Source organism: Streptomyces sp. NBC_01244 (genome assembly GCF_035987325.1).
GTDB lineage: Bacteria > Actinomycetota > Actinomycetes > Streptomycetales > Streptomycetaceae > Streptomyces.
The window spans coordinates 5,409,051-5,425,561 of the sequence record NZ_CP108488.1 but is presented as its reverse complement, the minus strand read 5'-3'; the positions used below and the strand labels follow the sequence as shown (position 1 = coordinate 5,425,561).

At 70.1% G+C, this 16,511-nt stretch carries 11 protein-coding genes and 2 pseudogenes; 2 read left to right on the top strand and 11 right to left on the bottom strand.

The annotated features are described in order from the left end of the window. Positions 1-39 precede the first annotated feature (39 nt). From folE to dacB, 6 genes are all read right to left on the bottom strand, one after another. Positions 40-648 carry a GTP cyclohydrolase I FolE gene (gene folE, locus OG247_RS24480; protein WP_327254273.1) on the bottom strand — a complete coding sequence of 203 codons (609 nt, stop codon included), beginning with the start codon at positions 646-648 and terminating at the stop codon, positions 40-42. 96 nt (positions 649-744) lie between these two features. Further along, entirely contained in the window at positions 745-2,772 is a 2,028-nt protein-coding gene (gene ftsH / locus OG247_RS24475; protein WP_327254272.1) for an ATP-dependent zinc metalloprotease FtsH, read from the bottom strand. A gap of 182 nt (positions 2,773-2,954) precedes the next feature. After that, a complete protein-coding gene (gene hpt / locus OG247_RS24470; protein ID WP_243339812.1) occupies positions 2,955-3,515 on the bottom strand; it encodes a hypoxanthine phosphoribosyltransferase in 561 nt (186 codons plus the stop codon). Positions 3,516-3,581: 66 nt separating this feature from the next. Further along, entirely contained in the window at positions 3,582-4,709 is a 1,128-nt protein-coding gene (tilS, locus tag OG247_RS24465) for a tRNA lysidine(34) synthetase TilS (protein WP_327254271.1), read from the bottom strand. Positions 4,710-4,943: 234 nt separating this feature from the next. After that, complete coding sequence (locus tag OG247_RS24460; protein ID WP_327254270.1) at positions 4,944-6,095, bottom strand: zinc-dependent metalloprotease; 1,152 nt, start codon at positions 6,093-6,095, stop codon at positions 4,944-4,946. A gap of 48 nt (positions 6,096-6,143) precedes the next feature. Next, positions 6,144-7,589 carry a D-alanyl-D-alanine carboxypeptidase/D-alanyl-D-alanine endopeptidase gene (gene dacB, locus OG247_RS24455; RefSeq protein WP_442813386.1) on the bottom strand — a complete coding sequence of 482 codons (1,446 nt, stop codon included), beginning with the start codon at positions 7,587-7,589 and terminating at the stop codon, positions 6,144-6,146. Positions 7,590-7,761: 172 nt separating this feature from the next. On the opposite strand from dacB, the gene OG247_RS24450 reads away from it, so the two are divergent. Further along, the gene (locus OG247_RS24450; RefSeq protein WP_266912864.1) at positions 7,762-8,256 is read left to right on the top strand and encodes an inorganic diphosphatase; all 495 of its coding nucleotides are present in this window, start codon (positions 7,762-7,764) and stop codon (positions 8,254-8,256) included. Between the two features lie 232 nt (positions 8,257-8,488). Beyond that, the gene (locus OG247_RS24445) at positions 8,489-10,201 is read left to right on the top strand and encodes a threonine/serine exporter family protein (RefSeq protein ID WP_327254268.1); all 1,713 of its coding nucleotides are present in this window, start codon (positions 8,489-8,491) and stop codon (positions 10,199-10,201) included. 143 nt (positions 10,202-10,344) lie between these two features. On the opposite strand, the pseudogene OG247_RS24440 reads toward OG247_RS24445, so the two are convergent. From OG247_RS24440 to OG247_RS24420, 5 genes and pseudogenes are all read right to left on the bottom strand, one after another. Next, a pseudogene (locus OG247_RS24440) lies at positions 10,345-11,016 on the bottom strand (DedA family protein); the annotation flags it as partial. A gap of 85 nt (positions 11,017-11,101) precedes the next feature. Continuing rightward, positions 11,102-11,854 carry a MerR family transcriptional regulator gene (locus tag OG247_RS24435; RefSeq protein ID WP_327254267.1) on the bottom strand — a complete coding sequence of 251 codons (753 nt, stop codon included), beginning with the start codon at positions 11,852-11,854 and terminating at the stop codon, positions 11,102-11,104. Positions 11,855-12,208: 354 nt separating this feature from the next. Beyond that, positions 12,209-12,763, bottom strand: coding sequence for a DinB family protein (locus tag OG247_RS24430; RefSeq protein ID WP_327254266.1), 555 nt, complete (start codon positions 12,761-12,763; stop codon positions 12,209-12,211). A gap of 107 nt (positions 12,764-12,870) precedes the next feature. After that, positions 12,871-14,940 (bottom strand): annotated as a pseudogene (mrdA, locus tag OG247_RS24425) (penicillin-binding protein 2); the annotation flags it as partial. Between the two features lie 60 nt (positions 14,941-15,000). Beyond that, positions 15,001-16,458: an aldehyde dehydrogenase family protein gene (locus OG247_RS24420; protein WP_327254265.1), complete on the bottom strand. Its 1,458-nt coding sequence runs from the start codon at positions 16,456-16,458 to the stop codon at positions 15,001-15,003. Between the last annotated feature and the right edge of the window lie 53 nt (positions 16,459-16,511).

Here is a 16,511-nt window from a genome sequence, read left to right as displayed (position 1 = left end):
CCTGATCGACGACGTTATGGGGCGGGTCTGACAATCCGGCTAGCGGGCGATGATCAGCGACATCGCCTCGTTGCGGGTCGCGGGGTCGCGGAGCTGGCCGCGGACGGCCGAGGTGATGGTCTTCGCGCCCGGCTTGCGGACGCCGCGCATGGTCATGCACATGTGCTCGCACTCGATGACCACGATGACCCCGCGCGGGTCCAGGATCTCCATCAGGGAGTCCGCGATCTGCGTGGTCAGCCGTTCCTGCACCTGGGGGCGACGCGCGAACACGTCCACCAGCCGGGCCAGCTTAGACAGGCCGGTGATCTTGCCGTCGACGGACGGAATGTACCCAACATGGGCAACTCCGACGAATGGCACCAAATGATGCTCACAGCTGCTCATGACCTCGATGTCCTTCACCAGGACCATCTCGTCGTGGCCGAGGTCGAATGTCGTGGTCAGCACCTCTTCGGGCTTCTGCCACAGACCCCCGAATATCTCCCTGTACGCCCGCGCCACCCGGGCCGGCGTCTCAAGGAGCCCCTCGCGGTCCGGGTCCTCGCCGACCGCGATCAGGAGCTCGCGGACCGCCGCCTCGGCGCGCTTCTCGTCGAACTCGCCGATCGTGCCCTCGCCACCGGTCAGGGTCACTGGGTCGGTCATCTCTTCCTCGTTCCTGTCTGCGCGCTCACGTGCACGTGAAAGTGCCGCGCCCCCCAGGCTAGAACCTGGGGGGCGCGGCTTCCATTCCGGGAGGTACTACGCCTCCGGGAGCTCCTCCGGGGAGGGCTCCGGGGACTTCTCCACGGATACGGCCGAGGCCGCGGACGTGCCGTTCGCCGCGTTCGTCAGCTGGAGCTCCTTGGGAGAGAGCACCGGCGGACGGGTGGACGGTGTGCGGTGCGAGGAGCCGGTCCACGCCGGGCGGGCCGGGCGCTTCACGATCGTCGAGAAGACCTCGGCGATCTGCTCCTTGTTGAGCGTCTCCTTCTCGAGGAGGGCGAGGACGAGGTTGTCGAGGACGTCGCGGTTCTCGACCAGGATTTCCCAGGCCTCGTTGTGCGCCGTCTCGATGAGCTTCTTGACCTCTTCGTCGACCAGCGCGGCGACCTCTTCCGAGTAGTCCCTCGGGTGCGACATCTCGCGGCCCAGGAACGGCTCGGTGTTGTCCCCGCCGAACTTGATCGCGCCGAGACGCTCGGTCATGCCGTACTGGGTGACCATCGCGCGGGCCGTTGCCGTGGCCTTCTCGATGTCGTTCGCGGCGCCCGTGGTCGGGTCGTGGAAGACCAGCTCCTCGGCCGCGCGCCCACCCAGCATGTACGCCAGCTGGTCGAGCATCTCGTTGCGCGTGGTCGAGTACCTGTCCTCGTCGGGCAGGACCATGGTGTAACCCAGGGCCCGGCCGCGGGACAGGATCGTGATCTTGTGGACCGGGTCGGAGTTCGGGGAAGCCGCCGCGACCAGGGCGTGGCCGCCCTCGTGGTACGCGGTGATCTTCTTTTCCCGGTCCGACATGATCCGCGTCCGCTTCTGCGGACCCGCCACGACGCGGTCGATCGCCTCGTCCAGCGCGTGGTTGTCGATCAGCTTCCCGTCCGAGCGGGCCGTGAGCAGCGCGGCCTCGTTCAGGACGTTGGCGAGATCGGCACCCGTGAAGCCGGGCGTACGGCGGGCGACAGCACCCAGGTCGACGTCCGGTGCGGTCGGCTTGCCCTTCTGGTGGACCTTGAGGATCTCCAGACGGCCCTGCATGTCCGGACGGTCGACCGCGATCTGGCGGTCGAAGCGGCCGGGGCGCAGGAGGGCCGGGTCGAGGATGTCGGGACGGTTCGTGGCGGCGATCAGGATGACCCCGCCCTTCACGTCGAAGCCGTCCATCTCGACGAGCAGCTGGTTGAGGGTCTGCTCGCGCTCGTCGTGACCGCCGCCCAGGCCCGCACCGCGGTGCCGGCCGACGGCGTCGATCTCGTCGACGAAGACGATCGCCGGGGCGTTGGCCTTGGCCTGTTCGAACAGGTCGCGGACACGCGAGGCACCGACACCGACGAACATCTCGACGAAGTCGGATCCGGAGATCGAGTAGAAGGGGACACCGGCCTCGCCCGCGACGGCACGCGCGAGCAGGGTCTTACCGGTGCCGGGCGGGCCGTACAGCAGCACGCCCTTGGGGATCTTGGCGCCGACGGCCTGGAACTTCGCCGGCTCCTGGAGGAACTCCTTGATCTCGTGGAGTTCCTCGACGGCCTCGTCCGAGCCCGCGACATCGGCGAACGTCGTCTTCGGGGTGTCCTTGGTGATGAGCTTGGCCTTGGACTTCCCGAACTGCATGACCCGGGAACCACCGCCCTGCATCTGGTTCATCAGGAACAAGAAGACGACGACGATGAGGACGAACGGCAGCAGCGAGAGCAGCACGCTCAGGAACGGGCTGGTCTTGTCCGGCGTGACGGAGTATCCGTCAGGGATCTGACCGGCTTCGTACTTGGTCTGGAGGTTCTGGGCGAGTTGTACGCCCTGGTCCCCGATGTAGTTGGCCTGGAACTTGGTGCCGTCGTTGTCGCCGAGCTTCTGGTCCTTCTTCAGCTCGATCTTGATCATCTGGCTGTCACCGGTGGTGAGCTTGGCGCTGTCCACCTGGCCACTGTTGATCGCCTTGATGACCTCGCTGGTCTCCACCGACTTGTAGCCGCCGCCGGAGCCGACGACGTTCATCAACACGACCACGGCGAGGACGGCCAGCACGATCCACATAACCGGCCCACGGAAGTATCGCTTCACGTCCATCCATACGGGGCGCTAGGCACCCCGTCCCTCCTGCCCGTAGGTAAATGCTGCTGTGAGTAAAGACTGTTCTTCGGAATGTACCCCTGCATTGTCACCCGCGGCCTCATGGGACGGCTGACAGACCCGCCTTTCCATGCTCCAACGGCGGGAAACGCTCCAGGGTTCCCCTGTCGGGCGCTGGATCAGCCGCCGTAGACGTGGGGAGCGAGGGTGCCGACGAACGGCAGGTTGCGGTACTTCTCGGCGTAGTCGAGGCCGTAGCCGACGACGAACTCGTTCGGGATGTCGAAGCCGACCCACTTCACGTCGATCGCGACCTTGGCGGCGTCGGGCTTGCGCAGCAGCGTGACGACCTCCAGGGAGGCCGGCTGGCGGGAGCCGAGGTTCGACAGCAGCCACGACAGGGTCAGGCCCGAGTCGATGATGTCCTCGACGATCAGGACGTGCTTGTCCTTGATGTCGGTGTCCAGGTCCTTGAGGATCCGCACCACGCCCGAGGACTGGGTCCCGGCGCCGTACGAGGACACCGCCATCCAGTCCATGGTGAGCGGGGTGGACAAGGCGCGTGCCAGGTCCGCCATGACCATCACCGCGCCCTTGAGGACGCCGACGATGAGCAGGTCCTTGCCCGCGTACTCCGCGTCGATCTTCGCGGCCAGCTCTGCCAGCTTCGCGTCGATCTCTTCCTTGGTGATGAGCACCGACTGGAGGTCGTTGCCCATGTCCTTCTCGTCCACCCGCATCACTTTCGTTGTCGGCTGGGGCTCCGGGGGGTGACCCCGGAGGTCTCAGCCGTGTTTCAGCACCAATCAGCCCTGCCGGATGACCAGTCTGCCACCCTGCCGCTGGGCCTCGACCCGGCCGGGCAGGTTGATGGCTCCCTGACCGCGCCATCCGGTGATGAGCCGGTCGACTTCCTCGATGTGGCGGGCGAAGAGGGAGCCTGCGGGGGAACCGGCGGCGACGACGGCCCGGCGCAGTACGCGGCGGCGGACCGCGGGGGGCAGTGCGTACAGCTTGGCGCACTCCAGGCGGCCGTCCTCGTCCCGTACGCCGCTCTCGGCCTCGGCGGCCCAGGCGTCCAGGGCGTCGGCGTCGTCGCGGGAGAGCTGGGCGGTGCGGGCGAGCGCCTCCACGACCCCCTTGCCGAGGGCCTTCTCCAGGGCGGGCAGCCCCTCGTGGCGCAGCCGGGAGCGGGTGTAGGCGGGGTCGATGTTGTGCGGGTCGTCCCAGACGGCGAGGGACTGGACCATGCAGGCCTTGCGGGCGGTCTGCCGGTCCACCTGGAGGAACGGGCGGCGGTAGCGGTGGCTGCGGCCGCCGCGTGCGCCGGGGTCTCCGGGGCCTCCGGAGACTTCCGCCATGCCGGAGAGCGAGCGGATGCCGGAGCCGCGGGCGAGGCCCAGCAGGACGGTTTCGGCTTGATCGTCGCGGGTGTGGCCGAGCAGCACGGCGACGGCGCCCAGCCGGTCGGCGGCCTCGTCCAGGGCCGCGTAGCGGGCGTCGCGGGCGGCGGCTTCGGGGCCTCCGTCGCGGCCGACGCGCACGGCGACGGACTCGACGGGGTCGAGGCGCAGCGCGGTCATGCGGGAGACGACCTCGGCGGCGCGCAGGGCGGAGCCGTCCTGGAGGCCGTGGTCGACGGTGATGCCACCGGCCCGGATTCCGAGTTTGGGGGCCTCGAAGGCGAGGGCGGAGGCGAGCGCCATGGAGTCCGCGCCGCCGGAGCAGGCCACGAGGACGAGCGGGGCGGTGTCGGGGAGGGGGTCGTGGGGGGCGGCACCGGCCGAGGAGCCGACGGTGCGGCTGGGGCGGCCGACCCGGGGTGCGGGGGTGGTGGCGGGCCGGCTATTGAGTTCGGTGAGGTCGGTGAGGACGTCGTGGAGTGCGCGGCGGACCGCCAGGCGTATCGCCGCGACCGCAGGATGGGGACCCATGTCCGGTGCCCTTCGGTGGAGTTCGGATGCCTCGGAGGCGCTGGGGAGGCGTTGGGGGAGGTGGTGTGCCGGAGTGCTGACCGGCTCTCCCCGCGGGTGGGGGCTGTCACTCAGAGTGCGTCGATGGTGACAGAACCGAGCCGTTCCTCGAGCATTGCACGCCCTTCCACGCCCCACGGTCCCTCGGACGGGTGACGCTGCTTCCCCCAGAGGGACATCTTCACGCCTCTCCGGTCACACCTCTTCGCTTGCCTCGCTCTGCTCGCTCCCCTTGCGGTGGACCCGGGCCACCCAGTCCGCGGGGCTGGCGATCTCGGACTTGGTCGGCAGTGTGTTCGGGGAGGTCCAGACGCGGTTGAAGCCGTCCATGCCGACCTGGCCGACGACGGCGCGCACGAAGCGTTCCCCGTCGCGGTACTGGCGCAGCTTGGCGTCGAGGCCGAGGAGTTTGCGCAGGGCGGCGTCGAGCCGACCGGCGCCGCTGGCCCTGCGCTGCTGGAACTTCTCGCGGATCTCGGCGACCGAGGGGACGACCTCGGGGCCGACCCCGTCCATGACGAAGTCGGCGTGGCCCTCCAGCAGGGACATGACGGCGGTGAGCCGGGCCAGTACCTCGCGCTGTTCGGGGGTCTGGACGAGCTCGACGAGGGAGCGGCCCTCGTCTCCGCGTTCCGCGTCGGGGCGGGCGCCGGCGAAGGACTGGGCGGCCTCGCGGAGTCGCTCCAAAACGGTCATCGGGTCCATTTCGGTGGCGCCGAGGAACGTCTGGATTTCGCCCTCCAGGTGTTCGCGGAGCCACGGGACGGCCGTGAACTGGGTACGGTGCGTCTCCTCGTGCAGGCAGACCCAGAGCCGGAAGTCGTGCGGGTCCACCTCCAGCTCCCGCTCGACGTGGACGATGTTGGGCGCGACGAGCAGCAGCCGGCCGCCCGTGGCCGAGCCCGGGAGGTCCAGGCCGGCGGGCGCGAAGGTCTCGTACTGACCGAGTACGCGGGAGGCCAGGAAGCTGAGCAGCATGCCCAGCTCGACGCCGGTGACCTTGCCGCCGACCGCGCCGAGCACGGCGCCGCCGGGGGTGCCGGCGCGGCGGTCCTGCATCTTGCCGAGGAGGGGGGACAGGAGCTCGCGGAAGCCCGCCACGTTGGCCTTGACCCAGCCGGCCCGGTCCACGACGAGGACGGGGGTGTCGGCGGGGGTCATGCCTTCGGGCATCATCCGCGTGAACTCGCGTACGTGCCGTTCCGAGGTCTTGGCGTGCCTGCGCAGTTCCGCGACGACGGCCCGCGCCTCGTCCCGACTCACCTCCGGGCCCGGCCGCACGAGCCTGGTCGCGGTCGCCACCGCGAGGTTCCAGTCGACCATCTCCGCACCACCGAAGCTCGTCATGCGTCAACCGTACGTGGACCTGCGCGCGGGCGGGATCCCCGGAGGGCCCTAGGAAGTCGTGGCCACGGCTGCCGCGAGCTTGTCGAGGCCCTTCTCGGCGGCGCCGGGCTCCGGCGTGTTCGCGGTCAGGAACGCGAAGGCGAGCAGTCGGCCGGTGGGGTCGACGACGGTGCCGGCGAGGGAGTTCACGCCGCTCAGGGTGCCCGTCTTGGCGCGCAGCAGGCCGGCCGCCGGGGAGCCGCCGGAGTTGCGGGTGCGCAGGGTGCCGGTGAATCCGGCGACGGGCAGTCCGGTGAGGACGGGCCGCAGTTCGGGGTGCTGCGGATCGGCGGCCTTGGCGAGGAGGGCGGTGAGCAGGCCCGCGCTGACCTTGTCGGCGCGGTTGAGGCCGCTGCCGTCGGCGAAGCGGGAGCCGGCGGTGTCGACGCCGAGGGCGGCGAGTCGGGCGCCGACGGCCTGGGCGACGCCGTCGAAGCCGGCGGGTGCTCCGGAGGCGAGGGCGGTCTGGCGGGCCAGGGCTTCGGCGATGTCGTTGTCGCTGTGGGTCAGCATCCGCTCGACGAGCCCGGCGAGCGGCGGCGAGAGGGTGGTGGCGAGCGGGACGGCCCCGGTGGCGGCCTTGGCCCGGGCGGGTTCGCCGGTGACCTTGACCCCGCGCTCCTTGAGCAGGGCGGCGAAGGCCCGTGCGGTGTCGCGGGAGGGGTCGGGGCTGCGCTTGACGGGGCCGGAGAAGGAGGCGTCGGGGCGTCCTTCGTCGGCGGTCAGGGCCGTGACGGGCGCGAGGTTGGGGTTCTCGCCGATCGGGTGGAGGACGGGGCCGGTGTAGAGCGAGTCGTCGTAGCCGAGGGCGACGGAGTCGGTGCCGGAGGCCTTGAGGGCCTGGGCGGTGTCCGCGGCGAGGGCGACGAGGCTGCCGCCGGAGCCGGCGGGGGCCTTCTTCCTGGCGGTGAGCGAGGGGTCGCCGCCGCCGACCAGGATGATCCGGCCGGGTGCGGAGCCGGGGGTCACGGTGGTGCGGATCCGGTGGTCGGGGCCGAGGGCCGCGAGGGAGGCCGCGGCGGTGGCGATCTTGACGGTGGAGGCGGGGGTCATCGCTTGCCGGGCCCCGGCTTCGTAGAGGACCTGCCCGGTGGCGGTGTCGATCACGGAGGCGCTGCGGACGGTGCCGAGGGCGGGGTCGGCGAGCAGCGGCCGCAGGGCGGCGGCGAGGGCGCCGGGGTCCGCGGCGGCGGCCGGGTCGCCGGCACCGGCTCCGGCCGGGCGTACACCGGCGAGCACTCCGGGGGCGCTGGGGGCGGCCTGCGGAAGCGCCGCGGCAGGGTCCGTGCCGTGATCTGCGCCACCCGTACGGCCCCAGGAGGCGGCCTTGTCCCGCTCGGCCTTACGCTGGCCGGAGTCCCAGGGACCCGCGGCGGCCACCGTCGCGGCCGACAGGGCGAGGCCGGCGACGGCCGACACCGCGATGAGCTGCCAGGTTTTGACCGCCAATGGCACCTCGGACCAGCCCCTTTCGCGATCACACATATGCGTGAGGGACACTTAACCATTGCGTCTTGCCGCGAGCATGGCACCCCACCCGGCAGGGCCGGGTCGGCCACGCACGCAGGCGAATCAACGCAGTCTCGAAGCAATCAAGCTGCTGAAGCTGATCATGGAGGAGCAGGACGTGGAGTTCGACGTCACCATCGAGATCCCCAAGGGTTCGCGGAACAAGTACGAGGTGGACCACGAGACCGGCCGGATCCGTCTGGACCGTCGTCTCTTCACCTCGACCAGCTACCCGGCCGACTACGGCTTCGTCGAGAACACCCTCGGCGAGGACGGCGACCCGCTGGACGCGCTGGTCATCCTTGACGAGCCGACCTTCCCGGGCTGCCTGATCAAGTGCCGCGCGATCGGCATGTTCAACATGACGGACGAGGCGGGCGGCGACGCCAAGCTGCTGTGCGTGCCGGCCTCCGACCCGCGTGTGGAGCACCTGCGCGACATCCACCACGTGTCCGAGTTCGACCGCCTGGAGATCCAGCACTTCTTCGAGGTCTACAAGGACCTGGAGCCGGGCAAGTCGGTCGAGGGCGCGAACTGGGTCGGCCGCGTTGAGGCCGAGGCCGAGATCGAGGCCTCGTACAAGCGCCTCGAGGCCCAGGGCGGCCAGCACTGAGCTCCGCTCGGTGACGGGCTGACGGGATGCCCCGTCGGCCCCCTGTGACACCGCGGGCGGTATCCCTTCGGGGGTGCCGCCCGCTGTCGTGCCCGGGGGCGGGTGCGCGTGCCGGGTGCGGGTGCGTTTCCCAGGGGCTCCGCCCCCGGACCCCCGCGCCTCAAACGCCGGCGGGGCTGGATGGGGCCGGGCTGAAAGTTCAGCTGCGGGGCAGATGCCTGTTTCGCCGTGGATGAAACGGTTCCGCATACTGATACCGGCTGGGTCGGGGACTGGAGGACGCGTGGCGGAAGGCGAAGGATCCGGGACCGAGGACCGGAAGCCGAAGTCGGACGAGGCGCGCAGCGCGTTTTCCGTGCCGGACGGGGTGGGGGTGGACCCCGAGGCGACCGAGGAGGACCAGCCGACCTCGGAGTTCGCCGTCCCCGACGGGCTCGCGTCGGTGGCCGTGGACCCCGATGGCCCGGCGTCCGCGTTCGCCACGCCGCACACCTACAGCGCCGCCCACTCCCCGCCGGCCTACACCGGCCCTCCGGGTTTCCCCGTCACCCGGTTGAAGGAGTCCCCCTGGCAGGACCGCATGCGCACGGTGCTGCGCATGCCGGTGGACGTCCGGCCGGTGCCGGAGCCGTCACAGCGGCTGGCCGTGGAGACCGGGCCCGCCGTGGGGCGCGTGCTCGACCTGACGCTGCGCATCGGCGAGCTGCTGCTCTCGGGCGGCGAGGGCGCCGAGGACGTGGAGGCCGCGATGTTCGCCGTGGCCCGCAGCTACGGCCTGGACCGCTGCGAGCCCACCGTCACCTTCACCCTGCTGTCGATCACCCACCAGCCCTCCCTGGTGGACGACCCCGTGTCGGCGAACCGCACGGTCCGCCGCCGCGGCACGGACTACACCCGGCTCTCGGCCGTGTTCAGCCTCGTCAACGACATCACCGCGCACGAAATCGAGATCTCGCTGGAGGACGCCTACCGCCGGCTCGCCGAGATCCGCCGCAACCGGCACCCGTACCCCGGCTGGGTGCTCACGGGCGCCGCCGGCCTGCTCGCCGGCGCGGCCTCCACGCTGGTCGGCGGTGGCGTGCTGGTGTTCTTCGCAGCCGCACTCGGGGCGGTGCTCGGCGACCGGCTGGCCTGGCTGTGTGCCGGGCGCGGGCTGCCGGAGTTCTACCAGTTCGTGGTCGCGGCGATGCCGCCGGCCGCGATGGGCGTGGCCCTGAAGATGACCGACCTGGACGTGCGCTCCTCGGCCGTGATCACCGGCGGGCTGTTCGCCCTGCTGCCGGGGCGCGCCCTGGTGGCAGCCGTGCAGGACGGTCTGACCGGCTACTACATCACCGCCTCCGCCCGGCTGCTGGAGGTGATGTACCTGTTCATCGGCATCATCATGGGCGTCCTGGTGGTGCTCTACGTCGGCGTGCAGTTCGGCTCCAATCCGCAGCCGGAGGACGTCCTCCAGATCGAGCAGCGGCCGCTGCTCCAGATCGCCGCCTCGATGGTTCTGGTGTTCACGTTCGCGATCCTGCTCCAGCAGGAACGTTCCACCGTGTGGTTCGTGACGCTGAACGGCGGGATCGCCTGGGTGATCTACGGGGCCCTGCACTACGCCGCCAAGATGCCGCCGGTGCCGTCCACCGCGATCGCCGCCGGCCTGGTCGGCCTCTTCGGACAGCTCCTCGCCCGGCACCGGTTCTCCTCGGCCCTCCCCTTCGTCACGGCCGCCATCGGCCCGCTGCTGCCCGGCTCGGCCACGTACTACGGGCTCCTGCTGATCGCCGAGAACCGGCTGAACGAGGGGCTGGCCTCGCTGACGAACGCCGCGGCCATCGCGCTGGCCATCGCGATCGGCGTCAACCTCGGCTCCGAGACGTCCCGCCTGTTCATGCGCATCCCCGGCGCGGCCAGTGCGGCCAAGCGCGGCGCGGCGAAGCGCACCCGCGGGTTCTAAGGGACGTGTCGTCAAACTCCCGCCTGCCCCGCCGAAACGCCGATGCCCCGCCGACGGGAACATCCCTGGTCGGCGGGGCATCGTACGAGGCGTGGAGCGGAGCGGCCCTAGCGCTTCGCGTGGCGGCCGCTGCGCTGCTGGCCCGGGGTCTGCGGGTCCTCGCCGGCTCCGGAGCCGGTGCCGCCGGCCTGCGCCGCCGCCTTCTTCTGCTTGCGGGACTTGAGCACCTCGAAGATCACCGGGATGACCGAGATCAGGACGATGCCGATGAAGATCGGCTCGACGTTGTTCTTGATGACCTCGAACTGGCCGAGCTGGTAGCCCAGGACCGTGACGCCCGCGCCCCACAGGACGCCGCCGATGACGTTGAACGTCAGGAAGGTGCGGTACTTCATCGCCGTCGCGCCCGCGACCATCGGCGCGAAGGTGCGGATGATCGGCACGAACCGCGCGAGCACGATGGCCTTGGGGCCGTGCTTCTCCATGAACTCGTGCGCCGCGTCGAGGTTCTCGCGCTTGAAGAGCTTGGAGTTCGGCTTGTTGAAGATCTTCGGGCCGAAGACCTTGCCGATCATGTATCCGACCTGGTCACCGATGATCGCGGCGGCCACGATCAGGGTGCACACCAGCCACAGCGGCTGACTGATGGTGCCGCTCGCGACGAACAGGCCCGCCGTGAAGAGCAGGGAGTCTCCGGGCAGGAACGCGAAGAGACCGGATTCCGCGAAAACGATGACCAGGATGCCGATCAGGCCGAAATGGCCGATCAGGTACTCCGGGGAGATCCACTCAGGACCGAGCGCAAGCGTGTTCACGGGTTCCGGGCTCTCCTGGATCAGGTGGGGGGTGTCCGTCCAATTATGAACGCACACCACCCCCGCCTGGTTCCAGGGACCGGCGCTACGCTTTACGGACCGCGTTGGCCAGGATGGCGTCCCGTACGTACACCGCCAGTCCGGGCCGGACGGCCTCGTAGTACGCCGTGAACCGCTCGTCCGCGACGTACATCTCACCGAGGCCGGTGTGGATCTCGTACGTGCAGAAGTAGTAGCTGCCGTTGATCCAGCCGCGGTGCTCCTCGGCCAGGTCCATGGCCTCCTCGGACTCCGCGGACGTCCCGGAGTCCAGCAGGGCGGCGAACCGCCGGTTGATGTCCTGCGCCAGGGCCTCGATCCGCAGCCAGTCCTCCTTGGTGTGGGAGGCGGTCCGGCGGGCGGACTCCCGGTACGTGTCGCCCCAGCGGCGCTCGGCCTCCTCGGCGTGCTCCTCGGGATCGAAATCCCCGAAGACCTCGAACTTCTCCTCGGGTGTGAGGTTGATGCCCATCTTCTTCGCCTCCATGGCGTGCTCGACGGCCGCAGCCATCTGCCGGAGCCGGGCGATCCGGCCGGTCAGGAGGGCGTGCTGCCGGCGCAGGTGCTCCCCCGGGTCCGATTCCGGGTCGTCCAGCAGGACCGCGACCTCTTCGAGCGGAAAGCCGAGCTCCCGGTAGAACAGGACCCGCTGCAGCCGGTCGAGATCGGCGTCGTCGTACCGCCGGTGTCCCGCACGGCTGCGGCCGCTCGGCGAGAGCAGCCCGATCTCGTCGTAATGGTGCAGCGTGCGCACCGTCACTCCGGCGAATCCGGCGACCTGGCCCACGGAGTAGCCCATCGCTTTCCGCTCCTCTTCTCGGGTACGCGGCCCAGCCTGGTCCCTCACGCCGCGTGAGGTGCAAGCACGGCGGGCCGGGAGTTCAGGAGGAAGGGGCGAGAACCCCTGCGAAGGCGTCGCCCGGGTCGTCGGCGAAGGAGTACGCGCCCGCCTCGACGACCCGGGTTTGGTGTTCGACCACTCGTGGGCGCCCCAGAACTCCAGATCGGCCCGGACCTGGTAGCCGTGGGCCCGCCCGTGCCGGCGGACTGCGCCGAGGACGAGGAGGCGGATCGCTGACATGGGGCCCAGGCTATCGAGCGGGCCGGTCCGGGTCCCCGGCCCGGCCCGCCCGGCCCGCTCGGCCCGGCCCGGTCAGCCCGCGTGCCAGGTCTGGCCGGAGGCCAGGGCCACCAGCTCGAAGGCGGTCTTGCCGTCGAGGGACTCGCGGATGACGTCCGCGTGGCCGGCGTGCCGGGCGTCCTCCTCGACCAGGTGCAGGAGCAGCCAGCGCATCGAGACCTTGCCGTCCTTGGGGAACCAGGGCGCCGGGGGCAGCGGGAAGGTGTCGTCCATGCTCGGGACGGACGCGATGAACTCCGCGAGCTCCGCCGAGACCCCGTCCCAGAAGGCGAGGATCTCCTCGACCGACTCGCCGTCAAGGAGCTTGAAGCTGTCGCCCCAGGTCTCCTGGGTCCGCTCCTTCTCGTTGACCCGCTGCTGCGCCATGCGCAGCCAGTTCAGCTCGCACTCGGCCACGTGCTTGAGCAGGCCGCCCAGGGACAGCTCGCTCGCGCTGGGCCGGCTCGCGGCCTGCTCCGGGCTCAGGCCGAGGACCGAGCGGCGCAGGGCCCCGCGCTGGGCCTCGACGAAGCTCAGGAGCGCGCCGCGCTCGTCACCGTACGACTCCGCCGGGACGTGAGTGACCATGCTGACCTACCGCCTTCGTGGTGTGGCTCCTGCTGACAAGAACCACACTACGAACCCTTGCGGTCAGTTCCTGTCCGCAATCGCGCCAATCACTTGAATCACTGGTTTTCCTGCCGGACCGGGGGGAGTTCGGTCTGCGGCTTGGGGAGCAGGGCCTTCTTCAGGTCCTGGGCACCCTTCTCGTCCAGGCCGTACATCGCCTCGTAGATCTTGCGGACGGCCGGTCCCGAGGCTCCGGAGCCGGTGCCGCCCTGGGAGATGGTCATGACGATCGCGTAGTCCTCGGTGTAGGAGGCGAACCACGAGGTGGTCTGCTTGCCCTGGACCTCGGCCGTACCGGTCTTCGCGTGCATCGGGATCTGCTTCTGCGGCCAGCCGCCGAACCGCCAGGCCGCGCTGCCGGTGGTGGCGACGTCGGCGAGGGCCCCGTCGATGTCCTTGCGCAGCTTGGCGTTCATCGGGAGCTTGCCCTGTTCCTTCGGGGCGATCTCCTTCACCGAGGTGCCGTCGGCGCTGACCACGGCCTTGCCGATGCTGGGCTGGTGCAGGGTGCCGCCGTTGGCGATGGCGGCGTAGACGGAGGCCATCTGGATCGGGGTGACGAGGGTGTCGCCCTGGCCGATGGAGTAGTTGATCGCGTCGCCCTCGCGGAGCTGGTTGCCCTGGCGGCAGTTCTCGTAGGCGATCTTCTCGGCGTACGAGCCGTTCTTCTTGCCGTCGCGGCACCAGGCGGACTTGTTCGCCTCGAAGAAGTCCTTCTTCCACTGGCGGTCGGGGACCCGGCCCGGGACCTCGCTGGGCAGGTCGATGCCGGTGCGCTTGCCGAGCCCGAACTCGTGGGCGGTCTTGAAGAACCAGTCGCCGGGCTTGGCCTTGGGCTTGATGCCGCCGTCCTTCTTCCACTCCTTGTCGGCGATGGCGTAGTAGACGGTGTCGCAGGAGACTTCCAGGGCCTTGCCGATGGTGATGTCGCCGTAGCCCTGGGACTCGAAGTTGGTGAAGACCTGGCTGCCGACCGAGTAGGAGCTCGGGCAGCCGTAGAGCCTGTTGAAGGGGTAGCCGGCGTTGACCGCGGCCGTCGAGGAGACCACCTTGAAGATCGAGCCGGGGGCCGCCTGGCCCTGGATGGCGCGGTTCAGCAGCGGGTAGTTCGATGCCTTGTCGGTGAGGGAGGCGTAGTCCTTCGCGGAGATCCCGCCGACCCAGGCGTTCGGGTCGTAGGTCGGGTTGGACGCCATCGCGACGACCCGGCCGGTCTTGGCCTCCATGACCACGACGGCGCCCGAGTCGGCCTCGTAGTGGCGGCCCGTGTTGTTCTTGTCGATGCCCTTGCGGGCCTCGATCATCGCGTTGTTCAGCTCGCGCTCGGCCACGGCCTGCACGCGCGAGTCGATCGAGGTCACGATGTTGGCGCCCGCCTGCGGCTTGTCGCTCGTGCCCTCGCCGATGATCCGGCCGAGGTTGTCCACCTCGTAGCGGGTGATGCCCGCCTTGCCGCGCAGGTCCTTGTCGTAAGTGCGCTCCAGGCCGCTGCGGCCCACCTGGTCGGAGCGCAGGTACGGGGAGTCGGAGCCCTTGGCCTTGGTGATCTCCTCGTCGGTCACCGGGGAGAGGTAGCCGAGCACCTGGGAGGTGTTGGCGCCGTCGGGGCCGGCGTAGCGGCGCAGGGCGGTGGGCTCGGCGGTGATGCCGGGGAACTGCTCGGCGTGCTCCCGTATCTCCAGGACCTGGTCGGTCGTCGCCTCGTCGGTGATGGGGATCGGCTGGTACGGGGAGCCGTTCCAGCAGGGCTTGGGGGTCTTGGCGTCGCACAGCCGGACGCCGTCGACCACGGCCTCGGGGTCGAGGCCCAGTACCCCGGCGAGCTCGGTGAGGACGCCCTTGCCGCGGTCCTTCATCTTGGAGAGTTCGGTGCGGCTGGCGGAGACCACCATGCGGGTCTCGTTGTCGGCGAGCGGGATCCCGCGGGAATCGAGGATCGAGCCGCGCACGGCGGGCTGGACCACCTGCTGGGTGTGGTTGTTCTTCGCCTCGTCCGTGTACTCCTGGCCGTTGCGTATCTGCAGGTACCACAGGCGCCCGCCGAGGGTCAGCAGCAGCGAGAACACCACGATCTGGATCATGACGAGCCGGTTCTGGACCCGGGGTGTGCGCCCGGTCTCCGGTATGTTGCTCAACTCGGCTCTCCCCCGGACTGGTCCTCGCCTGACCCGTCCGAGTCTAGATCCCCCGCGGAGCTAGAACGGGAACTGCGTCCGGCCGTGCTGGACCGAGATCCATTTCTGGGTGGTGAAGGCCTCGATGGTGGCCTCGCCGTTGAGGCGGCCCATGCCTGAGGCCTTCTCCCCGCCGAACGCCGCGAGCGGCTCGTCGCCGATGGTGGAGTCGTTGACGTGGATCATGCCGGTCTCGATGCGCTGCGCGAAGCGGACCCCGCGCTCCACGTCCCGGGTGTGGACGGCGCCGCTGAGTCCGTACGGGGTCGCGTTGGTGAGGCGGACCGCCTCGTCCTCGCCGTCGAAGACGACGAGGAGGGCGACGGGGCCGAAGATCTCCTGGCCGAGCAGCGGGGAGTCTTCCGGGAGCCCGGCGAGCACGGTCGGCTCGACCAGGTTGCCGCGCGTAGAGCCCCGTACGAGCGCCTGCGCGCCGGAGTCGACGGCGCGGTCGACGAGCGCGGTGAGGGCGTCGGCCTGGAAGGAGTTGATCAGGGGGCCGATGTGGGTGTCGGCGTCGTGCGGGTCGCCGGTGACCAGGGCGCGCACGCGGGTGGTGAACTTCTCCGTGAACTCCTCGGCCACGGAGGCGTCGACCAGGATCCGGTTGGCGGCCATGCAGACCTGGCCCTGGTAGACGAAGCGGCTGAAGACGGCCGCGTCCACCGCGTAGTCGAGGTCGGCGTCGTCGAGGACGACCAGCGCGCTGTTGCCGCTCAGTTCCAGGACGGTCCGCTTGAAGTGGCGGGCGGCGACCGCGCCGACGTGCCGGCCGACCCGGTCGGAGCCGGCGAAGGAGATGACCTTGGGGACGGGGTGGGTCAGGAGGGCGTCGCCTATTTCGGCTATGTCGGTGACCAGGACGTTGAGCAGGCCGGCCGGGAGGCCCGCCTCCTCGAAGATCTTGGCGATGACCCCGCCGCCGACGACGGGCGCGTTCTGGTTCGGCTTGATGACCACGGCGTTGCCCAGCGCCAGGGCCGGGGCGACCGACTTCAGGGTGACCAGGAAGGGGAAGTTGAAGGGGCTGATCACGGCGACGACCCCGACGGGCAGGCGCTGGACCCGGTTCTCCTTGCCCTCGACCGGCGAGGGCAGGATGCGGCCCTCGGGGCGGACGGCCAGCTGCATGGCCTCGCGGATGAACTCCTTGGCGAGGTGGACCTCGTACTCCGCCTTGGGGCGGGTCCCGCCGAGCTCGTCGATCATCGCCTCGACGATCTCCTTCTCGCGCTCCTCGGTGATCCGCAGGGCGCGTTCCAGGACGGCTCGTCTGGTGTAGGGGCTGGTGGCGGCCCAGTCCTTCTGGGCCCGCTCGGCCGCCCGGTAGGCCTGGTCGACCTGCTCGACGGTGGCCACGGTGATGGCCGCGAGCTTCTCCCCGTTGTACGGATTGACGTCGATGATGTCCCACGACCCGGTTCCGGCCAGCCATTCGCCGTCGATGTACTGGTGAGCCAGGTCCTCGAATATGGACATGCCATCCCTTACGTCGAACGCGCTTCCTTGCGCTGCACCGGAGACCCGGGGGT